This is a genomic window from Bdellovibrio sp. HM001 (genome assembly GCF_055397275.1).
Genome location: NZ_AP029174.1, coordinates 1948646 through 1972303, shown reverse-complemented (window position 1 = coordinate 1972303; position 23658 = coordinate 1948646). Strand labels below are relative to the sequence as shown.

Here is a 23658-nt window from a genome sequence, read left to right as displayed (position 1 = left end):
AACAAGAGCCTGTGGGGCGGTATAAAACGAAAAAAGCCCACCAAGAGGTGGGCTTTGTCATTACTTGTGTAAAACCACAAACTAAGTGGTTGTTGCTGGATCAGAGGACGAGGACATCGCCGTGGTAGTGCCACGTTTTTGTGCCTTTTCCTCGGCTTTCTCGATTTCTTCGATATACTTCTTGGTCGCCTTAGGAAGTTCATTCCACATACGCAAGGAAAGAAGAAGACCCATAATAGCAAATGGAATCAGGAACAATGGCCAGTAAGACCAGCTTTTGTGTGACAGATAACCGATGGCCAAGGACTGGATACCAGAACCCAGGTACACGCAACCATCCACAATACCGGAGGCTGTGGCTGTCATCTTTTTACCACCGAAGTCAGCCGCAGCGGTTCCGGACATCAAAGAGTGAACGCCGATAACAGTCAGGGTGATCATCACCGCGGCAATACCGACAACCGTTGGATTGCTCATCAGGTTGAAAGCCATGACGATCAAAAGAAGAATCATAATGAAGTTGTTGATGGCTGCTGGAGGTCCACGGCGCGACTGGAACATGCGGTCAGAGATGATGCCGGCCATGAAGCCACCAAAGATGCCGGTCATGCACAGCAATAGACCCCAGTTTTTAATGAAGAACTGGGAGCCTTCAAAGAAGATAGCGTCTTTGTTTTTCATTTCGTGTGCAAAGACCAGGTACCATTGCATGATACCGTTACGCAAAACGCCGGAAGTGAAATCCACCAGGGCGATGGTGATCATCACTGGGTTTGTGAAGATCTTTTTTAGCATGAAACCGATGGTGATTTTAACATTGGCATCGTCATAGTCAGAGGAGGCATCGGCCGTGTCGAAGTCGCCGAAGTTCGCTTCCGCCGGAGAGTCTTTTAGAAGAACGAAGTCAATCAATGCCCAGCACAGAAGCAGGAATGCCGGAATTGCAAACACCAGCCACGTCGCATTGGTCACGCCTGTGTCGATCGCAAAGATGTGGCGGATGAAGCTTTGGAAGGCTGTTGGTTCGTGATCCAGGGTCAGCTTGGACGCTTCAACAATGGCCTGACCCCAGTCAAACGCGAAGTAAACCCCGAAGGAAATCAATGTACCAAAGATCGCACCGAAGACACCGCGTTCACGAACGTGGAACCAATAGGCTTTGACTTTGATAATGGAAACCGCGCCGTAGGACTGGAAGAACATGTTCAGCGCAAAGAGTGTGGAGTAGGCAACCACGATGTTGGTTTTCAAAGTTCCCATCATGTAAAGATAGGTCGCACCTGCCATCAAAAGATTCATGATGGAAGATCCCAAAGCGGCGATGATGATGCCTCTTTTTCCGCCGATCTTGTCGACGATGGGGCCATTGAGCAGGAAGGAAAGACCATAAGTGATTGTACCGGCTGCGAAGATGATGCCGAATTGTTCCTTGGTCATCATGTCGCCCAAGGCATTCTTGGAAACGTTCAGATTATATCGTCCCATGTAAAGGAAGGCATAGGTCATCCCCAGGGGGAACCAATTAACGAAACGACGAATCATGAACTTGCGTGAATGTCCCAGCGGATTGTTCTTGAAGTACAAGAAAATAACCGCGAACAGACAGGCGCTGACGAGTAGTAATGCCATGGAACCTCCGGTAAAATTTCGAGGAAGCTAAAGGAAAAATGAGCGATTGGCAATCTAAACAGCCTGAGTTTGCGCTGAAGTTATTTTAAGATTTGGTTAGGACGCGGGGAAACCGCGGTTCGGCGGCGATGTTAGGATTTTTTCTTTGCGGGCCCCTATGGCACACTGCAAAAAGTTCACGCTTTTCACTCGGGGATTTGTTTGTTTGGAGTTTGAAACTATCCATAAGCAAAACTTATGGAAAATCTAAAAATTATGACTTTGTGCTTATAGGTCCAGGGCGATATGTTGGGTTTCAGAAGGAGACATCGAAAAGATCCCTTCGAACCTCGGTAGGTCCTTGACCACTCTCCAGCGAAGAGAGACCCGGTCCCAAAACCGCCGCAATCGCGGCTCACAAAGTCCCATCAAACAGCCCACCTAACACAGCCTACCGAGGCTTGCGCGCGAAATCGCGTATCGGTGGATATTTTCAGACTCAAGTTATTGAATTTATTAGTATTTGTCTTTGTTTGGGAACCCCATTCTTGGGTTGCAAAACTGCACATAACGGCAGCAAACGGCAGGCAAAAGAAGGCATACGTTGCGGTAAAATTGGGGTATCGCAACTCTTCCAGATTCCCAATTTGAGACAGGCACAAAGTCCTGTCTGTTCATCATTTTCACAATCTTTATGCACCAAAGCAAATCAAAAATCACAGCCGCAAGAAGGGGTTCTGCGCGGCTTCAGCACGTTCCTGGAGGGGAAATGAGTTCCACAACATCGGAGATCAGAAAACTTAAAGCCAGCCTGGATCAGCTCCGGGCCCAACTTCTTAAAGCTGCAGACCCTGAGGAGCGCGAGCAGATCCAACGCCGGATCAACTATCACCTGCAGACCTTGGAAATGCTGGAGGGGTGATGAAGTTCTTTAAGCACTTTACGGATGCTGACGAAGGCACGCTCAACGACCTGATGAATAAGCTCGGCGTTGAGGCCTACGGCCGATACTGGCTGTTTGCTGAATTTTGCATCAAAGGTTTGGAAAAACCGGTGGACCGCGAGTTCACCGAAGCCGACATGAAGTTCAGTTTCAACGAAAGACAACTCCGGGAGAAGTTGCGGATAAAGTCGGTAAATCTTGGGAAGTTCCTGGGAACATGTTCGGAACTAAACCTGTTTCAAGTCACTAGAGTTGAGGAGAAGTTCAACATCGAATTCCCTAAGATATTGAAATTCTTAGATAGAGACTCAAAACGTGCGCGCAAAATGCGCGACACTACCGCGCCAAAAGCGCGCCAAGATAAAGAAGAAGATAAAGATAAAGAAGAAGATGTAGATAGTGCGGGAAAAATTGATTTTAGGGATGAGGCTGAGAAGTGCTTTTTGGCCGTCACTCTTTTCGATTCCGACTTCAAGGCCCTTGAATGGCTGGGTGAGTCCCGCAAGCCGTATCTGAACGCCATTGGTGGCCCAAAGTTTATCCGTGGCTTGAAAAACAACGACTTCGAGGTGAAGCGCGTTGCAGGGCTTTTGGAGCGTTCATGGAAAAATCTAAACCCGGAAAAGGAGAGCGCGTGAATGGCTTGGATTTATTTAGCGGAATCGGCGGGATCAGTATCGCACTCAGCCCATGGGTCGAAACCGTCGCTTACTGTGAACAAGACAAATACGCTCAGTCCGTACTTCTTTCGAGAATTGCAGAAGGAAAGCTGCATAGAGCGCCGATCTGGGATGACGTGCAAACGCTCACCGGAGAAATGCTGCCGCCAATTGACATTATTTTCGGAGGATTCCCCTGCCAAGACCTCAGTGTTGCTGGAGCTGGAAAAGGTCTGGCAGGCGAGCGCAGTGGCTTATTCTACGAAATTATCCGCCTTGTCCGCGAAACTCGTCCCAGCTTCGTATTCCTTGAAAATGTGCCGGCAATCCGTACTCGCGGCCTCGCTGAAGTCACACAAGTTTTTACAGAAGTGGGGTATGACTGTCGGTGGACGTCTATTTCTGCCTCAAGCATTGGAGCCCCGCACATCCGCGAAAGGTGGTTCTTACTTTCCCACGCCAACAGCGACCGATCCAAACAGGGCATATCACTTCAAACCAGGCACCAAGGAAAAGGTCTATTCTCTGGAGGGGATGGCCAAAACGGGCTTATGGCCCACTCCGAATGCGCGGGACTGGAAAGATTCGTCAGCAAAGCAGGGGAATCGAAAGAGTCCGAACTTGGGTTCAGCGGTTCACATGTGGGCAACTCCACGAGCAAGAGAGTTTTACGAAACAAGAGAGTCAGCGATAAGACGTCGTGGTCGGGACACGGGGATGTCGCTGGCGACCCAAGCTGGTGGGACTCTGAACCCGCAGTGGGTCGAGTGGCTCATGGGGTACACAATCGGGTGGACAGAATTAAATGCCTTGGGAATTCAGTTGTTCCGGCCCAAGTCAGGGAAGCGTTCGAAACGCTCATTGGATTTAACAGCATAAACAATTTTTAACCCACACGAATAGAGTAACGAGTGTGGATTGTAACCCCGGCGTTCTGTGGTGGTTCTGCCGGGGTGATTTGGAGGGAATGTGAGTTTAACTAAATGGAATGCGATCGACAGCCAGATTAGGAATCTGATTGCGAAATACGAAAAGCAACATGGATTAAAGCCCCAGATTTTTACTTTGGATTTGTCCGAGGGTGAAATTCTGTTGTGCGCAAAGATCACAGTCGATGGATGCAGTCGAACTGCGAAAAAACCTTATCTCAACGGAACTATCAAAGTTCCCGATTTCGTTTGGTAGGGAGTCGAAATGGAACAGAATCTTAAGAGATATGAGCTTGATTCAGATGAAGGATTTGAGGAAAACGCGAAAGTGGCCCGCCAAGCCCTCAAGAAAGTGGGGATTGAATGACTTCCCCCACAAAACCAAACAATGACCTCAGAATGATCGCTGATTCCCTGATCGAACAGAATACCCAATTAAAGACGCTGCTTGCCCGCAAGAACAACGAAATCGAGCAGCTGAAGGGTAACTATAAGGCCATCAACGACGAGCTTCTGGCGCTTCGTAGGAAGCTAACGGAAAAACTCACCGAAGGCCGCTTTCAAGAAAAGGTCAAGACGCTCGTAGGGTAATCCACAGAGCGTCTGCGACATATCCACATTAAAAAAGAAATTCAGAAAATTTTTGCGAAGCCAAATAGATTTCAAACCACACAAGGAGTTACGAATGTTTGCCGAAATTAAGAATCCAGATTCCCCGTACTATCAGCAGGGCGATTGCCTGGTGAAAAAGTGCGGAACTAAGGGTGTTTTCAAGAACCTAAATTTTGACAAGATCCCGGAAGATGCAACGCCAGTAAAAACCAATCTCATCCTGAAGGGGCAAAATAATAACCACGCTCTATATGACGGCAAGTTCCAGGTGTTTCACAATGGTGAGCAAGTTTTTGTAAAGGTGGACGAGGAATGCGTTCTAGATCATGTCAAGGATCTGGTGTCGATGCAAAGAGCTGAACACCACGCTCAAAAGATCGGCCCTGGTGAGTATTTCATCGATGCTGTGAATGAATTCGATCACCTCAAAGAAGAATCCAGAAAAATCATCGACTAAAGGAAATTTAAAATGATCAAAGCACTTACGCCAGAACAGGCAACGAAACTTTCGCAATACCGAGATAAATGGCTTGATATCGGACTTTCTACCAAGCGTGCCAACAGATCCGCCGCCGAAACCGCCGCAAAGGCTGCATATAAAGAGGCTGGATTGAAAGAGCCGCAGATCTTCATTTGGCTAGATTCTCCATATCAAGGGGTGATCGGTGCTCGTCTCATCAAAGAGATTGCGAAGAAGTATGACACATTTAAAGCGGACCAAGTCGGGGGCCAAGTCGGGGGCCAAGTCGGGGACCAAGTCAGGGGCCAAGTCGGGGGCCAAGTCTGGGACCAAGTCGGGGGCCAAGTCGGGGACCAAGTCGGTAAAACAGATCTGTGGCGTGAATGGAATGAGCTTGGATTCTGGGGATCTATGGACGCTTATTGGCTGAGCTTCTATAGCTACTTCCTTGAGGTGTGTGAGCTTGAGTGCTGTAAGCGCCTGGTTCCGTTGATGACGCTCGCTCAAGAAGTCGGCGTCACATGGTTCTATGAAAACGTAGTGATCTTCACTGAGAGGCCAGTCGAAATTATGCGTGACACCGAGAATCGCCTGCATTCTCTGCACACAGCGGCCGTGAAATATGCTGATGGCTATTCGGTCTATGCGATCCACGGGATGCGCCTTCCAGAAAACATCGTCACTATCCCAGCGGAAGAGATCACCAAAGAGATGATCATAGGAGAAGGAAACGCTGACTATCGTCGCTGTTTGGTTCAGCGCGTAGGTATCGACAAAGCTATTGAGATTCTTGGTGCCGAGATAGCTGATCAGGAAGTGTATGAGGTCGGCGGACAGTATGAATTGCTGCTTATTGATTACCAAGGCGACGGCGAGCAGCGTCCGTACCTTAAGATGATCAATCCATCCTTAGGAGTAGCGCACATCGAGGGAGTTCAAGGTGATACCGTGGAGGAGGCTCTCTGCTTCCGAAATGACCTGGTTAAATGGATTCCGCCGGTGAGTTTGAGTTAATTTTATAGCCGGGCTTAGGCTCGGCTTTTTTAGAGAGAGACGCATGAAAAAGAAAGTCAAAGTTACGCAGGAATATATCAACCAAATCAAGAGAGAGCGTGATCGACTAAGAAAAGAACGCGATGAACTCCTGGAAGATTTGAATAAGCATCGCAATTATTGGGCTTGGCTGTTTCGCGAAGTGGTGATCATTCACGGAAAAGGAAATTCTGTGGCAGCCCCTTGGCTTATTGAATCAATGGCAAAGCAGTTCAACAAAGTTAAATCATGGTATTGGGGTTGAAATGACCAAGCTTGAAGAAAGACTGAAAGAAGCAGCTGAAAAGCACGAGCGAAGCATGAGCATGCTCGGTATTGATGATCAATCAGAGGCATGTAAATACGATTTCAAATCTGGAGCAAAGTTTATCCTTGAACTGCCGGAGCTGAAGGCGTTGGTGAAATCTTTGGAGTTCGCTGCTTCTGAAGATATGTGGGAATCGAATCAAAACTTCGACGAATGGTTCAAGTATAAGTACACGAAGTGGTATCAGGATGACATAAATGAATCCATTGATCAGTGGCGCTCTTTCATCGGCGAAGAATCCAACTCTTCGGAAATTCCGAATAGTTCAAAACAAATCTGCCGCGACTGTAACGGTAATGGATACACAAACCCGCCAAATTGGACTGTAAAGTGCAAGCGATGTGATGGTAAGGGTTTATTATGAGCGGCGAAGTAAGTGCTCTTAAAGAAACCCAGGTATTCACACCCAGATGGGCTGCTGACGAAATGTTGGATCTCTTGGATAAAGAGCTCTTTGGAAGCGAAGAAACCTTCTTTTTTGAGCCCAGTTGCGGAGATGGCGCGATTCTGATTCCCATGTTGGATAGGATTTTTGCCAGCCTTCTGGCCAAGCATTCCAATCGAGAGAGAGCTCTGGCTGAGACCCTGCATAAGTTCTATGCAATTGAGCTGGACGAGGAAATGGTGATTAAATGCCGCACCAATGTTTGGGGGTGGATCAGTGTGAAACTAACCGAAGGAGCCGATCAGAAAGTCCTCTTGGATTTCCTTATTGCCAACCAACTTAGAGACGCAATCGAACACAACAATTTTTTTCAAGTGATGCAGGAGGCAGAGGATACCGCAGTGTGCAGGAGAAGTAAGCGGCTTTGCTTGATGAAATATGGCGCACGTAAACTATGAAAAGCGCCGCCAGTATCAAAAAGAGTATTGGAGAAGACCAGGAGTAAAGGAAAAGCATCGCACCTATTCTAGGCAGGCTTACCGAAAAAAGAGGGGCTTGCCTCTGCATGATGAGTGCTTAATTGAGAAGTCTCTTTTGGTGGATGGCGAGCGTTTTAAAGTTTGTAATAACTGCTTCCAGTTGAAAAGCGAAGATGAGTTTCACAAACGAAGTGACAAAAAAGCATGGCAGAGACAGTCGATGTGCAAGCCATGCAAGACAGAGTACAACCGCAATTTGTATAGGAAGAAAGTGTTAGGTTTGTAAAATGAGCGGCGAAGCGAAAACAGTATCTGAATTGTGCCGAGAGGCTTTGGAGTTGAGGGGTAATGCTGTTCCCGGGGACTGGTTCGAGTGCGGAGCAAGATACACTTTCATTTCAAGACAACTTTCCGAAGTTGAAATTGAAGATGTCCTAGAGGTCTGTAATCACTACCGTGATGAAGTTCAGATTGAGCATAACAAGGCTTTTATAGTTTTCGCCGCCAACCACATCAAGCAGATCGCCGAGAGATGTTTGGAGTTGGAGAAGGAAGTTGAAATTCTTAAAAACACGAACAAAGCAAAGAAAACGCACACAAAGAATTGTCTTGATTACTTAGGTGGGTGCATCTGCGGATCTATCGAGCGTTGCTCGACCTGTGGTAGTATTGATTTCGCTGTCGCCAGGGATATGAAATCAACAAGACATTGTGTCCACTGTAGTAATAACTGGATTCCAGGTGAAGCCATGAAAGGCGGTAGGGGATGAAATTTAAAACTATCTGCTGCAACTTCGTATTCTGGGGATTGAACCATTCTCCCGAGCATCAAGGCGTGTGTAGAAATTGTGGTGAGAAATATTTAGGAGAGGTGAATTGTGAACCAGCCAGTTAAGCCTTGGGGGACCTGGTGGGTGCGCATGGCCTTGGATTTTTAACTCTTTTTTAACCGAATCGGGTCTGGTGCGGTTCTAAGTAGGGAAATATTTGTGCAATACGTTTACTTCCTAGTAATGAGGCATACTATACTAATAGGAGTATAAAGAAAGGAACCGCCTATGTCCCTAAAGCCATGTTGTGAGAAGTTTTTGTTAGAAATGGAGTCAGCGCCGCAGCCACCAGTGCCCTGCCCAGATTGTGGGGCCTCACTAATTTATGATCGGATTCCAAAACAATATCGCAAGGAAATAGAGGGTGAGTTTCGCGAGGATTGGGATAGTCAGGGTTATGCTCCTACGAATCCGAGATATAATGAATCCGAATAATAAGCAGCCTTCAAAACTATAGTGTCCATCCAGCGTCATTGAGTTATCAACATCCAAAATTGAGTTATCCACATTCAAAAGTACCTGTTTTGATTTTTCTTTCCGACCGCGGGATTTTATTCTGCGGAGGTGAGAGATGGGAATTTTCAGTTGGTTTTTTCCAGCGAAATCAGCAAAGGCAGTTGAGTCTAAATATCCAGTTGGATGGAATCCACAATATGAAGAGACGCTAAAAGCTCAGATAAGTAAGGGTGATTTCTTCCAGATCTTGGCATCAGCGCCGGACGTGGATGTGATCAGGCCGGACTTTAAGGATCTTTCCAAGGAGAATCAGCTTTCCGTTCTGGTGGAGTTTTTCAAGCAGCTTGCCTTCCATGAAAGCGGCTGGGATCCGAATTGCCAAAATGTGGATGTCGGCACCAAAAACAATCCCGACTCCTGGTCAATCGGACTTTTGCAGCTTTCAGTGATCGACCAGGCGAACTATGGCCTGCGCCGCGGGTATAAATTCGCGGACCTTCTAAATCCAACGAACAACCTGAAGTTCGGCGTTGAGATCCTTTGCAATCAAATCCAAAAGCGCGGGAAGATCTTTATCCCGAACCATGAGACCGGGAATCCTAAGGCGTATTTTGCGACACTGAGGCCCGGGAATCGCTATCAGAAAATTGATAAGATCACCGCCGTGACCAAGGCGATGAAATTCGGTCCAAATGAGCCAGAGCCGCCGAAGCCCGCTGGCGTCGCTCCTTGGTTCAAGGAAGCCAAGAAGTACGAAGGCAAGAAAGAGACCGATCCGGAGTTTAATCGCTTCATGTCGGGCAAATGGGGCCTTTTGGGGCTTAATCTCGGCACAATCAAAGAGAATTGGGCGGCTTGGTGTGGACTTGCGGCGACCGTGGCCTTGGTAGGCGTTGGATACAGCTATCAAAAAGACGGGGCCTTGGCGAAAAACTGGGACAAGTACGGGATTGAGATAAACTGGAAGCAAGACGGCATCCCCCAAGGGGCGATTATTCGCACAAATCACGGCTACAACTGCAAATCTGAATCAGGGAACCATGTCACTATGGCAAATGGTGATTGTGCGCCGGCGGATCTACTGAAATCAGGTGCGACCTTCGCGGGCTATGGCGGAAATCAGCAAAATACCTGGAAGGTCTCAGTTTACCCGGTCAAAGAGATTTGTTCTGTCAGATGGCCAGCCGAAGCCGAGAAGCCCAGAAAGATCACAAAGTCAGTAAATTGCAGCTCAAAATCATCAGGGGTCGAATCAACGAGATGAGCCACAAACTAACCTACGAACAACAACTCATTGAAGAGCTTCAGGCGCTGACCGAGATGATCGGTGTCCTGACAGCTCAGCAGATCCAGGATGTTCCCAGAATCCGGGACGCTTTCCGTTACTTGAGTGCGCGGAAAACGAAGTGCGAGCGGGCGATAAAGGCGTTTAGATATGATCCGAAAAAGACCGCCTAAATACGGCAACAAAAAGACCGTGGTCGATGGCCAGAAGTTTGATTCAAAAAAGGAAGCCCGGGAATACGGCCGCCTGAAGCTCCTGGAGTCCCGCGGTGACATCACAAGCCTGCGCTGCCAGGTGAAGTTCGACTTCCCGATCAATGGCAAGCCAGTGCGCTTTGTGGATTCAAACAGAGTCATGCACTACGTGGCGGACTTTGAGTATTTCGATATGTACGGCAATCGCAAGGTCGTCGATGTGAAGGGTTTTAAGACAAGGGACTATTTAATTAAAAAAGCACTGATGATGGCGGTGCACGATATACACATAGAGGAGGTTTAGAATGGCTGAGCAAAAAATTAAAGATGTTCCGATGCGGACCGTTGATGGTGTTGATTTTAAAGTTGGAATGACGCTCTTTTATAGCGATCCAAAAACACAATATGACTATGAGTCAAAGAGACGCGCAAAAACACGTGTTCTTAAGTCAATGGAAGTTACTCATGTCAATCTCACTCATCGTAATTTTATGGTGCGGAAAGATGATGGAACTGAAACTAAGTTTATTATGAGCGGTCGTGCCATTAAAGAGTTCTTTGGAAAAGAGTCAGGGGCTAAAAAGTTCGCCAGAGACGAGATGATGCAGAATATTCATGAGCTTGAACGGGAAATTTCCGAAAAGAACCGAGTTCTAAAACTTATGGTTAAGGACTACAAATCTATTTGATTTTAATCCCCTCTCCGGAGGGGGGTTTTTGGAGGGTGTGTGAGTATCATTCTAGGGATCTATCTTGCCGGGTTTTTCACGGCCGCGGGTTACGGGGCTGGTCATTGTTACGGGACTGGTGGAGGTCACATGATGGGGCCGGGGCCTTGCACTGTGCTTACGACTGCGGCATCAGTGGTCTGGCCTGTAACCGTGACTGCGGCAATTGCTGAGAAGGTGAAGAAATGAAGTCAGAAGAGCTAGTCTATTTCCCCCTGGTGATCGCGTTGATCAGTCTCGGGATAGCTATTGCTGGATATGTGAGGACGTTGTGACACTGCAAGAAGCTTTGAGTATTTCAAATTGGGTTATTAAAAAGAGCGCCGGAGAAAAGTTTCGTTTCCGTGCGTCTCATCGTGACATGGTTGATCAGAACAATTCGTGCCATAACTTTTCTGCTGTTGAGTTGGTTTGCCATAATGACTGGGAGCCATACAAAGAGCCCTGCAAGCATGAGCCTATTTCGCAGATAAATTACATCAATCTTTTTGTGCATGAGTGCAAACACTGCGGCGTAAAACTCAAGGCCGAGAAGTGGGTGGAGGCGTGAAAGACATCGGCATGTTTTTGTCCATGAGCATTGGTAATATCGGAATTCTGGCGCTTTTCATGTACTTTGTGACGTTCCACCAGTGGCATCCAGCGTGGATGATTGTCCCAATTTGCCTTTGCCACTTTGTTAGTAAGGATAAAAAGTAGGAAAAATGCTATTGCGATCCGGGTAAATGGATTGAATAATTTCCACTAAACCACGTTTTGATTGAACTTGCCCATGCCGTTTCATAGTTTCCAGATTAAGGAGAATCTATGGCACGTCGTTTTAAGGTCAGAGCAAAAAAGTCGTTTGCCTATAAAGATATGGGTCACGAGGTTGAGATTGAAGAGGGGAAGGTTTATGACGCCCAGGATATTGAAGTCACATCTGGAAAAACCAGAGTAGTGCATTTGGGGATATGGGTTAAGCCATCAATGTTTCTAGATTTCCACAATTTCGAGCACAACTTCGAAGAAATCAGCTAGCCTTTTCCAACTTGTCTTTATTCTGTTCAATCAATTCTTTGATGAACTCACGGATCTTGTGATTGACCGGCTTTCCGCAGACCTTGCGGAGCTGGTTGATCTGTCTTTTCATATCTTCACTGCAGGGAATGCCGATTGTTTCAGTGCAGATTTCTTGCTTATCGACCTTGAGACTTAAAGATAGTTTCATGACCTTATATTTCCCAATACCAGAGCGGATTTCAAGAAAATATTAGTTCTAAAAAATATAAATTAATTAATATTGGTATAAATAGTTCGAAGGCGTGATTTTGGAATCATGGCCAAGAATGAAGGTTCTGAACTCACCGATAAGCAGAAAATATTTGTCCTGGAATATCTGGTCGATCTTAACGCCACACAAGCAGCAATTAGAGCCGGGTATAGCGAGAAGTCAGCACGATGTATTGCCAGCGAAAACATGGACAATCCCAAGATCCAAGCTGAGATCCAAAGGCAGATGGATGCGCGGGCCTCAAAAGTCGGGGTTACTTCTGAGTTGGTGTTAGGCGAGCTTTTGAAAATCGCCACATTCGACATTCGCCGCCTGTATAATGCAGATGGATCCATGCTCAAGCCGAGTGAATGGCCGGACGATGTAGCTAAGGCTGTGGCTGGCGTTGATATCGAAGATCTGTTCGACGGCCACGGTGAAGATCGGCAACAAATTGGATACACGAAAAAGGTGAAGATTTGGGATAAACCAAAGTCCCTTGAGCTTCTTGGTCGCCACCTCAAATTATTCACCGACAAAATTGAAGTTAAAGCCGACCTTTCCCTGGCTGAAACCATGAGAAAAGCCCGTGAGCGCGCAAAACATAAGTGATCACGAGCTACAGCTCATTGAGGATATCGCCAGCTTCCAGCACGATCCATTGGGATATGCGCTTTACGCCTTTCCCTGGGGCGAGGGGCCTTTAAAAGGAAAAACCCTGCGGCAATGGCAGCGTGAGTTCCTGGAAACGATGGGAGAAAAGCTCCGCGCCGGCGAACTGACGGCCCAAGAAGTCATCCAGATGGCGATTGCCTCAGGGCACGGTATCGGGAAGTCAGCTCTTGTTTCCATCGTTATCATGTGGGCGATGTCCACCATGGAAGATACCCGCGGTGTGGTCACGGCCAACACTGAAAATCAGCTGAAGCAAAAGACTTGGGCCGAGCTCGCAAAGTGGCACCGAATGTCCATCAATAAGCACTGGTTCGAGTTCACGGCCACGGCCATGTATTCTAAGGATCCGGATCACGAAAAGACATGGCGCATTGACATGGTTCCATGGTCTGAGCGAAACACAGAAGCCTTTGCCGGCCTTCATAATGAAGGGAAAAGGGTCATTCTTATTTTCGATGAGGCCTCGGCCATCCCAGATATTATCTGGGAAGTTTCAGAGGGGGCTCTGACCGACGATAACACCGAGATCATCTGGTTATGCTTCGGGAACCCTACGCGCAATACCGGGCGTTTCAGGGCGTGCTTTGGGAAACTTAAGCACCGGTGGATCGGCCATCAGATCGACTCCAGAACGGTCGAGGGCACGAATAAAGTCCAGCTCGATAAGTGGATCGAAGATTATGGCCTGGATTCAGACTTTGTGAAAGTCCGCGTCCGCGGGATGTTCCCATCTGCCTCTATGAAGCAATTCATTGGCCTTGATCTGGTGGATGCGGCTTATGGCCGGGAATTAAAGCCAGAACAATACAACTTTGCCCCGAAAATCCTCACGGTGGATCCAGCATGGGAAGGGGATGATGAATTTGTTATCGGCCTTCGCCAGGGCCTGAAGTTCAGTATCCTTCGCACGATTCCAAAAAACGACAATGACTTCCAGATGGCCACGCTGATTGCCTCAATCGAGGATGATGAGAAAGCCGATGCGGTTTTCATTGATGGCGGTTACGGTACCGGGATTGTCAGTGCCGGCAAAACCATGGGACGAAAATGGCAGATTGTCTGGTTTTCCGGAGAATCCTCTGACCCTGGCTGCTTAAATAAGCGGGCAGAGATGTGGAAGCTTATGAAAGATTGGCTTCGCGACGGCGGCGCCATTCCTAAGGATCCGACTCTTCATCAAGAGCTTATCGGTCCGGAAACAGTTTCGCGGGTTGACGGTAAGATCCAGATCGAATCGAAAAAGGACATGAAGGCCCGGGATGTCCCTTCACCGAACAGAGCCGATGCCTTGGCTTTGAGCTTTGCTTTCCCAGTGACATTGAAGCCGAAGAGCGCGAGGCCGAAGTTGAGCGTAAACAGATCCGGCGCCCATGGGTGGATGGGATAAAATATATATTAATTAAAATTAGATATAAGAAAATATAAGCCACAGCCTGATCTCGTGGCGGAATCCGAAGAGATAAAATCAAATTCGAATGAAGATTTGCTGAAGGTCGCACGCGACAGGTTTAAACTGTCCGAGGAAGCCTTTGATAAAACCCGTCAGCTTGCCAAAGAAGATCTGGAATTTAAAGCCGGAATTCAATGGGACGAGCAAATGCGCAGAAACAGGGAAGCATTAAAGCGCCCATGTCTGACAATCAACCGAATCCCGCAGTTCACACGCCAAATCACAAACGACCAGAAGCAGAATCGCCCATCTATCAGAGTTTTGCCTGTTGATGATGGAGCCGATGTTGATTCGGCAAAAATTTTTCAAGGCATCATTCGTCATATCGAGTACAACTCGAACGCCGAGAGTGCTTACGACCATGCTTTTGAAGGCGCAGTTGACAAAGGTTTCGGTTTCTTCCGCATCATCACAGATTATGTGAGTCCTACATCATTCCTGCAGGAAGCCCTTATTAAAAGGATTCCTGATCATTTCGCAGTGGCATTCGACCCGTTCTCAAGGGAACCAGATGGATCCGATGCCAACTGGGCCTTCATTTTTGAAGATATGCCGAAGGATGACTTCAAGGCGAAGTACAAGGATGCGGATATCTGCGCTGATGATGTCTGGCAGAGATCACACGAAGATTACCCAGATTGGATAAAACCTGACTCTTGTCGTGTTGCTGAATATTTCTACAAAGATTTCAAGCAGACCACTGTTTATCTATTGGACGATGGCAGATCTGTTACTCAGGAAGAGTTGGACGAGCTTAAAAAGTCTGTTCCCGACATTGAAAATTCCATTCAGAACAAGCGCTCGACAACAACTTGTGTTGTTCGTTGGGCAAAAATCGTCGGTAACCAGGTCCTTGAGGAGACTGAGTTCCCAGGTCAGTGGATTCCAATCATTCCGGTTTACGGAAGCGAGTCCATGATCGATGGCAAGAGGGTATTCGAGGGGATCATCCGCCACGCCAAAGACCCGCAGCGAATGTACAATTTCTGGGCCACGGCGGAGACCGAGACAATCGCTCTTGCGCCAAAAGCTCCGTTTATTGCGGCCGCCGGTCAGATTGAAGGATTTGAGGATTATTGGCAAAACGCGAACACAGAGACACACTCCGTTCTTCCGTATAACCCGATTGATATCAGCGGGACACCAGTTCCGCCGCCTCAGAGAAACGCCTATGAGCCGCCGACTCAGGCGATCACTGGCGCCAGAATGCAGTCGGCAGAGGATATCAAGGCTACCACGGGCATCTACGATGCGGCCCTGGGCGCGCGAAGCAATGAAAACTCAGGCATCGCGATTCAGCGCAGAGCAAATCAGACTCAGACTTCTAACTACCACTTTGTGGATAATTTGAACATGTCCATGCGACATGCTGGAAGGATCCTTCTTGAGATCATCCCAGTAATTTACGACACACCAAGAACACAAAGAATCCTTGGTGAAGATGGGCAAGCTGAAATCATCCGAATCAACGAGGAGTTCCAAAAAGACGGCAAGACGCTTCGTTACGACCTTGGAAAAGGGAAATACGACGTAGTTGTTGAGGCTGGCCCTGGATTCGCGACCAAACGCCAAGAAGCTGTGGCTTCAATCCTTGAGTTTATTACGGTTTATCCGGCAGCAGCGCAGGTTCTGGGCGATCTTTTGGCAAAAAATATGGACTGGCCGGGAGCGCAGGAAATCTCTGAGCGCCTTCGTAGGCTGGTTCCTCCGAATGTCCTTGGTGAAGCAGATCAGCAGATCCCGCCGCAAGCCCAAGCTCAAATGCAACAGCTTATCCAAACAGTTCGAATGCTTCAGGGCGCATTGGCTGATGCCAACGCCAAGATCGGCACCAAGAAAATGGAGCTTGAATCCAAAGAGCGTATCGAGTTCGGCAAGATGGAGGTGGACATGAAGAAAGAGCTGCTTAAAGCACACGCTCCAATGTCTCAGGCAATTTTGCAGGCCGAGATCGCAGAGATCAACCGCAGACAACAGCTTCTCGGTTTTGATCAACCAATCAATCCAGATTTTGCAGGCATTACCCCTGATCAGGGCATGCCAAATGTTCAACAACCCACTGGCGGTCAGCCAGGTCAATTCATGGGAGTATAACCATGCCAGGTACTGAAAACACTCAAACTGTTGACAACGCATCAGGTGCGGCAAATTCACAGGAAGAGTCTCAAAATTCCGCATCTGCACACGCAGATAGAACTTCTGATAACTCGGAATCATCAGACAATGGCCAAGACACCGATTCCAATTTGGATGAAGGTCAGGGCAATGAAGAGCAAGACCAGCAAGATGTTGGTCAAAAGAACCGTCCTAATCGTTTGCAGAAACGATTCGACAAGCTGACGAAACGCGCTTCCGACGCGGAGGCATTAGCGGAGTATTGGAGACAAAGAGCCGAAGGCAAAAGTCACCAAGAATCGAAGCCGGTTGAATCAAAACAGCAAGCCAGCGAAGCAGAGCCAAGACCGGATGATTTCGACACGAATGCTGAATATATTCGCGCTTACACAAAGTGGGAATTGAAGCAGGAGAAGCTGCAATCTGAAAAGGCCACAGCTCAAGCGAAGGCGCAAGAAGCTCAAAGCAAGATGCAAAATGAGCATAATGCGCGACTGGCAGAGTTCAAAAAGACCGCAACAGACTTTGACGATGTTGTCGCTGATTTCGCGGAAGAATATGGCGAATTTAAGGCAGCACCAGATGTCATTGAGGCTCTTATGAGCTCCGATTTGGGTCCAAACATTCTCTATAAGATTCTCAAAACACCAGGCGAATACGAACGACTGCAAAAACTGTCCGTAGCATCCGCTATCAGGGAAATTGGGAAGATCGAAGCAGGGATTGCTGCAGAGAAAAGCTCTTCACAATCAATCAACAAAACAAGCAAGGCGCCAGCACCAGTATCGACTGTTGGCGGTGGCGGCGGGGCTCTAACTAAGTCACTGAGTGATCCAAATATCTCCTTCGCCGAGTACGAAAAAATCAGGATGCAACAGTTAAAGAACAAAAAATAGGAGCTATAAATGGCTAATACAATTTTGACAAATACCCAGATCACAAACGAAGCACTTTTGGTTGCCAAGAATGCTGTAGGTCAACTGAAAAAGAGAATGAACGTCGGCTATGTCGAAGAGTTCGCTCAAAAAGGTCACAAAATCGGTGACACCGTAAATGCTCGCTTGCCGATGCAATACGTTGTTGGCGATGGCGAGGCAATGACTCCGCAGGACACTGAAGAGAAGTCAGTTCCTATCGTTGTAAACAGCCAAAAGCACATCGGTATGCAGTTTGGCGATTCCGAGCGCACTCTGAAGTTGGACAACTTCCGCGAACGTTACATCGAGCCTGCTGTTACAACTTTGGTTGATAACATGATGGCTGATGTAATGCAGAAGTCCTACCAGTCCATCGCAAACTATGCAGGTATCCCATCTGTCGCGAACATTCCAAACAACACTGACGTTTTTGGTTTTGCTAAAGCGAAGTTGATGTCTTTGGGCGCGCCTGTTCGTGATATTTCTGCAGCGATTGATCCATTCACTGAGCAGTCCATTGCAAGCGGCATGAACGGCCTGTTCAATCCATCCACTTCTATCTCCAAGCAGTATTTGGACGGTGAAGTGACAAGAGCAGCTGGCGTGGACTTCTTGATGTCTCAGGTAGTTCCATCACACAAAATTGGCGCTCTTGGCGGCACGCCATTGACGAACGGCGCGACTGCTGATGGCGCGACAAGCGTTGTGATTGATGGCGCAACAGCGTCTGTAACCGGTTACTGGAAAAAGGGTGACGTGGTTCAATTCGCGGGCGTTTACGCTGTGAATCCGATCACCAAGAAATCCACTGGTAAATTGATGGACTTCGTTGTTACTGCAGATGCGGACTCTTCTGGTGCCGGCGCGGTTACATTGGGTATCTACCCAGCGATCATTGCTTCCGGTGCATATCAGAACGTGTCCAACGTGCCTGCTGATAACTCTGCAGTTACGACATTCGGCCACGCTTCCAGCTATGCGGGCATCGAGTGCATCCAGAACCTTGTGTTCCATAAGTCTGCAATCGCTCTTTGCGTAGTGCCACTTGAGAAGATCGAAGGCGAGCAAATGACTGTGGCGACTGACCCAGAAACAGGCTTGTCCGTACGTCTTTGGACTGCGGGTAACATCCTGTCTGGTAAGGGCATCAAGCGTCTGGACATCTTGTTCGGATCCAAAGTGGTTCGCCCAGAGTTCGCAGGTCGCGTAGTAGGCCGTCTGTCCTAATCAAAGCTTTAGGGTGCCCGGGAATTCCTCGGGCTCCCTTTTTTGTACTCTTTCAAGGGAATAAAAATGACAACAGTTTATCCAAAGTGGATCTACCACAAAACACAGGCTCCAAAAATCGTGAACAACGAGGTTGAGCATGAACAAGCGGGCGAGGGCTGGGAAGAAACACCTGCTGCATTCGATAAAAAATCGAATGAGGCGCCAGAAGCACCGACGAACGGTGAAGGCGAAGGCGAGCAAACAAAGGCACCGATCCAGGAAAAAGACTTCACAAAAATGACCAAGCCGCAGTTGATCGCGTATTTGGTTGAAAAAGGCGTTGATGAAACTGAGCTTAAAAAACTCAACAAAGACGACCTGATTGCAAAAGTCGGTGAGTTGTAATGACTATTCGTGATCTGATCAAAGGATCTCTGAGGCTGGTAGGGGTCACTGCATCCGGTGAGGAGCCATCGGCTTCTGAGATGCAAGACTCTCTGCAGGCATTAAATATGATGATCGGATCATGGAGCACAGAGCGCCTGGCTCTTTTCCGCCTTTCTCGTGAAGTATTTGAGCTTATTCCTGGCAAGGGCATCTATACCGTTGGGGCGAGCGGTGACTTCGATACAAGCCGACCTATGGAAATCGTCGGCTCCGCTTATGGTGATCTGATAAAGACGCCGATTTATCAGACGCCAGAGCCAACACCTGAAGAGCCAGATCCTGTTCCGGTGATTGTCGGATACAACCTCGCTGTAAATCACGAAAGCCCAATGAGCGTGTGTAACTACCAGCAGTGGGCTGGAATTTCGATGAAGTCACTTCAGTCATCGGCGCCTGGTGCCATTTACGCAGAAGGTACGTCACCACTTGAGACTCTTCATGTTTATCCGGTTCCAAGTCAGACAATGGGACTTGTGGTGTACGCGAAAAAGGCTCTTGATGCGTTTGCGGACGCTGACGCTGAGATTCAGCTTCCCCCGGGCTACGAGCAGGCCTTGAAGTACAATCTGGCTGTTTTGCTTGGATCAGAGTTCGGCAAGGAAGTGTCAGCCCGCATCGAAAAGACCGCTATCGACTCAAAGGCCGCGATCAAGCGCCAAAACATCAGAGTTCCGCTTATGAAGTCTGATGCCTATGGAATAAGCACAAGGGCGGGCAAGTAATGAAGTTCCAAGGCTTCGTCGGACCCACTTACAAACTTGATTCTGTAAACGTGGATTGCCAGCGTTGCGTGAACCTTTATCCTGAAGTGATAGAGTCGGGTTCAGGCAAGGACGGCAATACCGTTTACTTCAAATCAACTCCTGGATTGGTAAAGCTCTTCACCGTTGGTACCGGGCCGATTCGTTTGGTTCACGCAATGAAGCCGACAGTGGATCCTCTGGTTCCGCCAAACAGAGTGCTTGTGGTGAGTGGATCCGAGATCTATTCCTGCTCATTCATTGCCGGAGCATGGTCAACCCACAAAGTTGGCGACCTAAGCACGGCGACGGGTCCCGTGACCGCGAAGTCCGTTAGTGGAAAATATAGCGAGTTCAATCCGGCGCCTGCGCCAGGGCCGATCATCAAAGGTCTTACCGATGAGGCGTATTTGGCAGATGGAGCGAAACTGTATCGATATTCTCAAGGGTGGACACAGGCAGGTACCGATCCGAAAGTTCCTTTTGAGACGTTCGGCGATATCACTCTCGAAAATGAGAAGCCTTCCCATGTGGTTTTTATCGACGGGTTCTACATTTTCAATGACTCATCCACCAGTAAGTTTTTTGTTTCTGACTGGAATAGTGCTGTGTTCAACCCTCTGTCTTTCGCGTCCTCAGAAGGAAGCCAGGACAATCTGATTTCTATGATGGATCGCCAGCGCGAACTTTGGTTGATGGGCGAAAAATCAATTGAAGTATGGATGAACACCGGCAATGCTGATTTCCCGTTCGAGCGCGTTCAGGGCGGATTCATCGAAACGGGATGCGCAGCGCCTTACAGCGTTGCTAAATCCGATGCCACAATCCTTTGGATTGGCCGGGATCAATCGGGCCAAGGAACGGTTTACGCCGCAAAAGGATTGAGCCCGCAAAGAATTAGCACTCACGCTGTTGAGCAGGCTCTTTCTCGATATGCGGACATTTCAAAGGCCACGGCATACACCTACCAAAAAAATGGACACTCTTTCTATGTCCTGAACTTCGCTGAAGCTACTTGGGTTTACGACCTGACCACGGGCTTGTGGCATGAGCGAGCGTACACGCTGGCCGGCGATCTACTTCGCCACCGCGGAGACAACTTGGACTTTTTCATGGATCTTGGGATTCACATGGTCGGCGATTTTGCGACCGGTGAAGTCTACAAGTTCGATGAAAACGTCTATACCGATGACGGCGAGACAATCACCAGACTGCGCATTTCTCCGCATATCAGCGCGGCAATGAAGCGCGTTTTCTTCCATTCCCTGCAGCTTGATATGGAAACTGGCGTGGGACTTGATGGCAACGTCCAGGGTTCAGATCCGCAAGTCATGCTCCAATTTTCGAACGACGGGGGCCACACTTGGTCATCAGAGGCGTGGGTTTCAGCAGGAAAGAAGATTGGTGGAATCGGAGACTTTAAAAAGCGCGTGAAGTGGAATCGTTTGGGTTCGGCATACGACCGTGTCTTTAAGGTGAAAATCACAGACCCAGTTCCGGTGACAATCATCGGGGCCGAGATCGAATTGACGGTAGGTGCTTCATGAGTAAGCCGACCGGACTATTTTATCCTGAGCAAATGGACTTCAGCGAAAAGGCTGGCCGGGTATCAACGGCATGGATGGGTTTCTTTAAATCCATCTTTGATCGCGTGAAGCAAACGTCTATCGAGATTTCATTCGATCTAAAAAACAACCAAAGCACTGCGCTGGATATTGAGGGACTTCAGTTCGACTTCAATAAGGTCAATCTGATTTATATCGACTACCTGATTCAAAGGGTCAGTAAAGGCACTGGCGCGACTGAACTGATTGAGGCTGGAACTTTGCGCCTGGTTTATAAGCCACGCGCAGGAACTTGGAACATCACAAAAATGGCAGGCAGTGGGCCGGATGCTGGCGGGATTACTTTCTCAGTCACCGCAAAAGGTCAGGTTCAATATGTCTCTACCAATATGGCGGGAACTGTTGATGCCAAGACTCCGCAAAAACTTACTTACAGAACAAGAACCATGGCGGCGCTTTTGAGTAAGCCCGTCGGTGGATGGGGATAGGGGGTACTTATGTTTGATCAAATTGGTGGATTTGTTGATAACGCCACGGGGATGAATATCTTCGGAGGAAACTCCAATGATAAAGCCGCTGCGGCGCAGGCCGAGGCGACAGGGAAGGCCAATCAGGTTCTAAATGTTGGGCTTCAGAATCAGACCGAATACCTCAATCCTTACAATCAGTCCGGATTGACGGCACTTCAAAAACTTTCTGGCGGTAATATCTTGGATCCATCTTCCTTAGGGAGCGATGCGGGATATCAATTCAGGCTTCAGCAAGGCAACACCGCAATTAATAACGCGGCAGCAGCACGCGGAATGGGTAACTCCGGCGCCACACTGAAGGCATTGACTGCTTACGGGCAGAACTTAGCTTCCGATGAATACGACAAGGCCTACAATCGGGAATATAACCGTCTTTCTCAGTTGACCGGGTACGGCTCTAACGCTGCCAACAATTTGGCAAATGCCTCCGGAAGTTGGGCAACACAGACGTCCAACAATCACATGGGACTTGGAAATGCGCAGGCTGCAGCTGAAATGGGTAAAGCGAATCAGCAGGCGCAACTTGCCAACACAGTCGTTAGTGGGCTTGCCACCAAATTTTCCGATCATCGCCTTAAAAAGAACATTGAGCCTATTGGAAAGAAGGATATTGACGAACTTCGTAAGGAGCTTCGCGCCTTCTACTACGAATACAAAGATGTTCTGCACGGCGATCCTGGCGTTCATATCGGAATCCTCGCTCAAGACCTTGAGAAGTCAAAATTAGGTAAGTGGATTGTCGTTGAAGATAAAGACGGCAATAAAATGATCGACCTTTCTAAAGTTCTTTCTTTGTTCTTGGCAACAATGGCTGATGCGGAGGTGGCATAATGGCGGGCATTGATACAAGCATGTACGGCAGACTTCAACCGATGGATCTTTTCGGATCATTCCAGCGCGGCATGGAGATGAAAAACACCATGGAGCAGCGTGATCTTGCAAAGCAAGATCTGGCACACAAAGCGGATATTCAAAAGGCCTATCAAGCTGGTATTGTGCAAAATCCAGATGGTTCAACTTCTTACGATATCGGGAAAGCCCAAAGCGCACTCGGTATGTTGACTGGGAATCCTTACGCAGGTGAGGCTGCATACAACATCGGAAACACACAATACACCAGAGATCAGGCATCTCAGAAGTCCCTGGCTGACAAAGAGAAGGAACTTTGGGATCGCGATTACAAAAATAGAGCCCTCCAAAGTTCAGCGGCAGACCGGGCGGAGGCGAGGGCGGAGAGAAGGTCTTTGCTTCAAAACAGTTTGTATGAGCGAAAAGAAGCTAAGTTGGATGATCAGACTCAAAAGTTGTCAAAAGAGCTTTCTGGAACACAAGATGCCTCGAACGCATTGGATGAAATCGAAGGGACTCTTGGCTTCCCAATTTCTGAGGCCGAGGTTGAAAATGGAAATATCTATGTCGGGGGTAATAAGGTTGATTTGCCAGGAGTTTCTTTTCCTGGAGTAGGGAGAGTTTCTTTCTACAACAGTGATGCTAGAAATCTACAAGGCGCCGCTTCAAAAGTATTCAACACAGTTTTAAAGGACCGATCTGGCGCTGCCGTTGTAAATTCTGAGCTTGCAAGGCTTAAAACAGAATTTGGTGAAGGTAAGTTTAATACAGAGGCGGAGCTGGTTTCAGCTCTGCAGCGGTATAAAAGAGCCGTCAACGCCGAGATGAAAAACCGTGAGGCGGGATACTCGCCGGAAGTCCGAGAGAGGTATTCATCCAGGGGCGGGCGCGTATCTCAACTTTCTGGTAGGCCTACGGATAAGATTCGGAAATCACAACAGTCGGCCACTGTCTTTAAAGGCAGTGAGATTGAGTGGTAGT

The 23658-nt window shown here is 48.1% G+C and carries 32 protein-coding genes; 30 read left to right on the top strand and 2 right to left on the bottom strand.

The genetic code is table 11. The features are described 5' to 3' along the window. Positions 1-81: 81 nt before the first annotated feature. On the bottom strand, positions 82-1629 hold the full coding sequence (locus ACZ5ZZ_RS09535; RefSeq protein WP_464116969.1) for an MFS transporter: 1548 nt from the start codon (positions 1627-1629) through the stop codon (positions 82-84). Between the two features lie 748 nt (positions 1630-2377). Here ACZ5ZZ_RS09535 and ACZ5ZZ_RS09530 point away from each other — a divergent pair. The 19 genes from ACZ5ZZ_RS09530 (at position 2378) to ACZ5ZZ_RS09440 (ending at position 11948) form a co-directional block, all read left to right on the top strand. After that, a complete protein-coding gene (locus ACZ5ZZ_RS09530) occupies positions 2378-2530 on the top strand; it encodes a hypothetical protein (protein WP_464139112.1) in 153 nt (50 codons plus the stop codon). Next, the gene (locus ACZ5ZZ_RS09525; protein ID WP_464139110.1) at positions 2530-3189 is read left to right on the top strand and encodes a hypothetical protein; all 660 of its coding nucleotides are present in this window, start codon (positions 2530-2532) and stop codon (positions 3187-3189) included. The genes ACZ5ZZ_RS09530 and ACZ5ZZ_RS09525 overlap by 1 nt, the downstream gene beginning before the upstream one ends. After that, positions 3153-4100 (top strand): DNA cytosine methyltransferase, encoded by a 948-nt coding sequence (locus tag ACZ5ZZ_RS09520; RefSeq protein ID WP_464139109.1) that lies wholly within the window; start codon positions 3153-3155, stop codon positions 4098-4100. Before ACZ5ZZ_RS09525 ends, ACZ5ZZ_RS09520 begins: the two co-directional genes overlap by 37 nt. A 79-nt stretch (positions 4101-4179) precedes the next feature. Continuing rightward, a complete protein-coding gene (locus tag ACZ5ZZ_RS09515) occupies positions 4180-4395 on the top strand; it encodes a hypothetical protein (RefSeq protein ID WP_464139107.1) in 216 nt (71 codons plus the stop codon). Between the two features lie 107 nt (positions 4396-4502). Continuing rightward, the gene (locus ACZ5ZZ_RS09510; protein ID WP_464139106.1) at positions 4503-4730 is read left to right on the top strand and encodes a hypothetical protein; all 228 of its coding nucleotides are present in this window, start codon (positions 4503-4505) and stop codon (positions 4728-4730) included. A gap of 94 nt (positions 4731-4824) precedes the next feature. Then, positions 4825-5208, top strand: coding sequence for a hypothetical protein (locus tag ACZ5ZZ_RS09505; RefSeq protein ID WP_464139104.1), 384 nt, complete (start codon positions 4825-4827; stop codon positions 5206-5208). A 12-nt stretch (positions 5209-5220) separates the two neighbouring features. Then, positions 5221-6225, top strand: coding sequence for a DUF6745 domain-containing protein (locus ACZ5ZZ_RS09500; RefSeq protein WP_464139103.1), 1005 nt, complete (start codon positions 5221-5223; stop codon positions 6223-6225). Between the two features lie 43 nt (positions 6226-6268). Beyond that, positions 6269-6508 carry a hypothetical protein gene (locus ACZ5ZZ_RS09495; RefSeq protein WP_464139101.1) on the top strand — a complete coding sequence of 80 codons (240 nt, stop codon included), beginning with the start codon at positions 6269-6271 and terminating at the stop codon, positions 6506-6508. A gap of 1 nt (position 6509) precedes the next feature. Beyond that, on the top strand, positions 6510-6935 hold the full coding sequence (locus tag ACZ5ZZ_RS09490) for a hypothetical protein (RefSeq protein WP_464139099.1): 426 nt from the start codon (positions 6510-6512) through the stop codon (positions 6933-6935). Next, the gene (locus tag ACZ5ZZ_RS09485) at positions 6932-7414 is read left to right on the top strand and encodes a hypothetical protein (RefSeq protein WP_464134051.1); all 483 of its coding nucleotides are present in this window, start codon (positions 6932-6934) and stop codon (positions 7412-7414) included. Before ACZ5ZZ_RS09490 ends, ACZ5ZZ_RS09485 begins: the two co-directional genes overlap by 4 nt. Positions 7415-7722: 308 nt before the next feature. After that, positions 7723-8205 (top strand): hypothetical protein, encoded by a 483-nt coding sequence (locus tag ACZ5ZZ_RS09480; RefSeq protein ID WP_464139098.1) that lies wholly within the window; start codon positions 7723-7725, stop codon positions 8203-8205. Positions 8206-8836: 631 nt separating this feature from the next. Then, positions 8837-9985, top strand: a complete 1149-nt coding sequence (locus tag ACZ5ZZ_RS09475; protein WP_464139096.1) for a transglycosylase SLT domain-containing protein — start codon at positions 8837-8839, stop codon at positions 9983-9985. Then, positions 9982-10179: a hypothetical protein gene (locus ACZ5ZZ_RS09470; RefSeq protein WP_464139094.1), complete on the top strand. Its 198-nt coding sequence runs from the start codon at positions 9982-9984 to the stop codon at positions 10177-10179. Before ACZ5ZZ_RS09475 ends, ACZ5ZZ_RS09470 begins: the two co-directional genes overlap by 4 nt. Further along, a complete protein-coding gene (locus tag ACZ5ZZ_RS09465; RefSeq protein ID WP_464139092.1) occupies positions 10157-10504 on the top strand; it encodes a DUF1064 domain-containing protein in 348 nt (115 codons plus the stop codon). Before ACZ5ZZ_RS09470 ends, ACZ5ZZ_RS09465 begins: the two co-directional genes overlap by 23 nt. A gap of 1 nt (position 10505) precedes the next feature. Then, a complete protein-coding gene (locus ACZ5ZZ_RS09460) occupies positions 10506-10889 on the top strand; it encodes a hypothetical protein (protein ID WP_464139091.1) in 384 nt (127 codons plus the stop codon). 39 nt (positions 10890-10928) lie between these two features. Then, entirely contained in the window at positions 10929-11117 is a 189-nt protein-coding gene (locus ACZ5ZZ_RS09455; RefSeq protein WP_464139089.1) for a hypothetical protein, read from the top strand. Between the two features lie 82 nt (positions 11118-11199). Next, positions 11200-11478, top strand: a complete 279-nt coding sequence (locus ACZ5ZZ_RS09450; protein ID WP_464139088.1) for a hypothetical protein — start codon at positions 11200-11202, stop codon at positions 11476-11478. Beyond that, positions 11475-11627, top strand: a complete 153-nt coding sequence (locus tag ACZ5ZZ_RS09445) for a hypothetical protein (protein ID WP_464139086.1) — start codon at positions 11475-11477, stop codon at positions 11625-11627. Before ACZ5ZZ_RS09450 ends, ACZ5ZZ_RS09445 begins: the two co-directional genes overlap by 4 nt. Before the next feature lie 108 nt (positions 11628-11735). Next, on the top strand, positions 11736-11948 hold the full coding sequence (locus ACZ5ZZ_RS09440) for a hypothetical protein (RefSeq protein ID WP_464139084.1): 213 nt from the start codon (positions 11736-11738) through the stop codon (positions 11946-11948). Here the strand turns inward: ACZ5ZZ_RS09440 and ACZ5ZZ_RS09435 are convergent. Further along, positions 11941-12138 carry a hypothetical protein gene (locus ACZ5ZZ_RS09435; protein ID WP_464139083.1) on the bottom strand — a complete coding sequence of 66 codons (198 nt, stop codon included), beginning with the start codon at positions 12136-12138 and terminating at the stop codon, positions 11941-11943. The genes ACZ5ZZ_RS09440 and ACZ5ZZ_RS09435 overlap by 8 nt on opposite strands. 108 nt (positions 12139-12246) lie before the next feature. On the opposite strand from ACZ5ZZ_RS09435, the gene ACZ5ZZ_RS09430 reads away from it, so the two are divergent. The 11 genes from ACZ5ZZ_RS09430 (at position 12247) to ACZ5ZZ_RS09380 (ending at position 23657) form a co-directional block, all read left to right on the top strand. Beyond that, entirely contained in the window at positions 12247-12792 is a 546-nt protein-coding gene (locus tag ACZ5ZZ_RS09430; protein ID WP_464139082.1) for a terminase small subunit, read from the top strand. Beyond that, positions 12770-14242, top strand: coding sequence for a terminase (locus ACZ5ZZ_RS09425; RefSeq protein WP_464139080.1), 1473 nt, complete (start codon positions 12770-12772; stop codon positions 14240-14242). Before ACZ5ZZ_RS09430 ends, ACZ5ZZ_RS09425 begins: the two co-directional genes overlap by 23 nt. Positions 14243-14296: 54 nt before the next feature. Continuing rightward, positions 14297-16399, top strand: a complete 2103-nt coding sequence (locus ACZ5ZZ_RS09420) for a portal protein (RefSeq protein ID WP_464139078.1) — start codon at positions 14297-14299, stop codon at positions 16397-16399. A gap of 2 nt (positions 16400-16401) precedes the next feature. Then, positions 16402-17316 carry a hypothetical protein gene (locus ACZ5ZZ_RS09415; RefSeq protein WP_464139077.1) on the top strand — a complete coding sequence of 305 codons (915 nt, stop codon included), beginning with the start codon at positions 16402-16404 and terminating at the stop codon, positions 17314-17316. Between the two features lie 9 nt (positions 17317-17325). Further along, positions 17326-18564: a P22 phage major capsid protein family protein gene (locus ACZ5ZZ_RS09410; protein ID WP_464139076.1), complete on the top strand. Its 1239-nt coding sequence runs from the start codon at positions 17326-17328 to the stop codon at positions 18562-18564. 66 nt (positions 18565-18630) lie between these two features. Further along, positions 18631-18951, top strand: a complete 321-nt coding sequence (locus ACZ5ZZ_RS09405) for a hypothetical protein (protein ID WP_464139074.1) — start codon at positions 18631-18633, stop codon at positions 18949-18951. Further along, entirely contained in the window at positions 18951-19715 is a 765-nt protein-coding gene (locus ACZ5ZZ_RS09400; RefSeq protein WP_464139073.1) for a hypothetical protein, read from the top strand. The genes ACZ5ZZ_RS09405 and ACZ5ZZ_RS09400 overlap by 1 nt, the downstream gene beginning before the upstream one ends. Further along, entirely contained in the window at positions 19715-21280 is a 1566-nt protein-coding gene (locus tag ACZ5ZZ_RS09395) for a packaged DNA stabilization protein (RefSeq protein WP_464139072.1), read from the top strand. Before ACZ5ZZ_RS09400 ends, ACZ5ZZ_RS09395 begins: the two co-directional genes overlap by 1 nt. Positions 21281-21312: 32 nt before the next feature. Further along, positions 21313-21786 carry a hypothetical protein gene (locus ACZ5ZZ_RS09390; RefSeq protein ID WP_464139070.1) on the top strand — a complete coding sequence of 158 codons (474 nt, stop codon included), beginning with the start codon at positions 21313-21315 and terminating at the stop codon, positions 21784-21786. Positions 21787-21795: 9 nt separating this feature from the next. After that, complete coding sequence (locus tag ACZ5ZZ_RS09385) at positions 21796-22659, top strand: tail fiber domain-containing protein (RefSeq protein ID WP_464139069.1); 864 nt, start codon at positions 21796-21798, stop codon at positions 22657-22659. Further along, positions 22659-23657 carry a hypothetical protein gene (locus tag ACZ5ZZ_RS09380; protein WP_464139067.1) on the top strand — a complete coding sequence of 333 codons (999 nt, stop codon included), beginning with the start codon at positions 22659-22661 and terminating at the stop codon, positions 23655-23657. Before ACZ5ZZ_RS09385 ends, ACZ5ZZ_RS09380 begins: the two co-directional genes overlap by 1 nt. The last annotated feature ends 1 nt before the right edge of the window (position 23658 follow it).

What these genes read in the sequence shown, in the direction of transcription:
- ACZ5ZZ_RS09535 (WP_464116969.1), bottom strand. Translation starts at nt 1,629, where the DNA reads ATGGCATTACTACTCGTCAGCGCCTGTCTGTTCGCGGTTATTTTCTTG.
- ACZ5ZZ_RS09530 (WP_464139112.1), top strand. Translation starts at nt 2,378, where the DNA reads ATGAGTTCCACAACATCGGAGATCAGAAAACTTAAAGCCAGCCTGGAT.
- ACZ5ZZ_RS09525 (WP_464139110.1), top strand. Translation starts at nt 2,530, where the DNA reads ATGAAGTTCTTTAAGCACTTTACGGATGCTGACGAAGGCACGCTCAAC.
- ACZ5ZZ_RS09520 (WP_464139109.1), top strand. Translation starts at nt 3,153, where the DNA reads ATGGAAAAATCTAAACCCGGAAAAGGAGAGCGCGTGAATGGCTTGGAT.
- ACZ5ZZ_RS09510 (WP_464139106.1), top strand. Translation starts at nt 4,503, where the DNA reads ATGACTTCCCCCACAAAACCAAACAATGACCTCAGAATGATCGCTGAT.
- ACZ5ZZ_RS09505 (WP_464139104.1), top strand. Translation starts at nt 4,825, where the DNA reads ATGTTTGCCGAAATTAAGAATCCAGATTCCCCGTACTATCAGCAGGGC.
- ACZ5ZZ_RS09500 (WP_464139103.1), top strand. Translation starts at nt 5,221, where the DNA reads ATGATCAAAGCACTTACGCCAGAACAGGCAACGAAACTTTCGCAATAC.
- ACZ5ZZ_RS09495 (WP_464139101.1), top strand. Translation starts at nt 6,269, where the DNA reads ATGAAAAAGAAAGTCAAAGTTACGCAGGAATATATCAACCAAATCAAG.
- ACZ5ZZ_RS09490 (WP_464139099.1), top strand. Translation starts at nt 6,510, where the DNA reads ATGACCAAGCTTGAAGAAAGACTGAAAGAAGCAGCTGAAAAGCACGAG.
- ACZ5ZZ_RS09485 (WP_464134051.1), top strand. Translation starts at nt 6,932, where the DNA reads ATGAGCGGCGAAGTAAGTGCTCTTAAAGAAACCCAGGTATTCACACCC.
- ACZ5ZZ_RS09480 (WP_464139098.1), top strand. Translation starts at nt 7,723, where the DNA reads ATGAGCGGCGAAGCGAAAACAGTATCTGAATTGTGCCGAGAGGCTTTG.
- ACZ5ZZ_RS09475 (WP_464139096.1), top strand. Translation starts at nt 8,837, where the DNA reads ATGGGAATTTTCAGTTGGTTTTTTCCAGCGAAATCAGCAAAGGCAGTT.
- ACZ5ZZ_RS09470 (WP_464139094.1), top strand. Translation starts at nt 9,982, where the DNA reads ATGAGCCACAAACTAACCTACGAACAACAACTCATTGAAGAGCTTCAG.
- ACZ5ZZ_RS09465 (WP_464139092.1), top strand. Translation starts at nt 10,157, where the DNA reads ATGATCCGAAAAAGACCGCCTAAATACGGCAACAAAAAGACCGTGGTC.
- ACZ5ZZ_RS09460 (WP_464139091.1), top strand. Translation starts at nt 10,506, where the DNA reads ATGGCTGAGCAAAAAATTAAAGATGTTCCGATGCGGACCGTTGATGGT.
- ACZ5ZZ_RS09440 (WP_464139084.1), top strand. Translation starts at nt 11,736, where the DNA reads ATGGCACGTCGTTTTAAGGTCAGAGCAAAAAAGTCGTTTGCCTATAAA.
- ACZ5ZZ_RS09435 (WP_464139083.1), bottom strand. Translation starts at nt 12,138, where the DNA reads ATGAAACTATCTTTAAGTCTCAAGGTCGATAAGCAAGAAATCTGCACT.
- ACZ5ZZ_RS09430 (WP_464139082.1), top strand. Translation starts at nt 12,247, where the DNA reads ATGGCCAAGAATGAAGGTTCTGAACTCACCGATAAGCAGAAAATATTT.
- ACZ5ZZ_RS09415 (WP_464139077.1), top strand. Translation starts at nt 16,402, where the DNA reads ATGCCAGGTACTGAAAACACTCAAACTGTTGACAACGCATCAGGTGCG.
- ACZ5ZZ_RS09410 (WP_464139076.1), top strand. Translation starts at nt 17,326, where the DNA reads ATGGCTAATACAATTTTGACAAATACCCAGATCACAAACGAAGCACTT.
- ACZ5ZZ_RS09405 (WP_464139074.1), top strand. Translation starts at nt 18,631, where the DNA reads ATGACAACAGTTTATCCAAAGTGGATCTACCACAAAACACAGGCTCCA.
- ACZ5ZZ_RS09400 (WP_464139073.1), top strand. Translation starts at nt 18,951, where the DNA reads ATGACTATTCGTGATCTGATCAAAGGATCTCTGAGGCTGGTAGGGGTC.
- ACZ5ZZ_RS09395 (WP_464139072.1), top strand. Translation starts at nt 19,715, where the DNA reads ATGAAGTTCCAAGGCTTCGTCGGACCCACTTACAAACTTGATTCTGTA.
- ACZ5ZZ_RS09390 (WP_464139070.1), top strand. Translation starts at nt 21,313, where the DNA reads ATGGACTTCAGCGAAAAGGCTGGCCGGGTATCAACGGCATGGATGGGT.
- ACZ5ZZ_RS09385 (WP_464139069.1), top strand. Translation starts at nt 21,796, where the DNA reads ATGTTTGATCAAATTGGTGGATTTGTTGATAACGCCACGGGGATGAAT.
- ACZ5ZZ_RS09380 (WP_464139067.1), top strand. Translation starts at nt 22,659, where the DNA reads ATGGCGGGCATTGATACAAGCATGTACGGCAGACTTCAACCGATGGAT.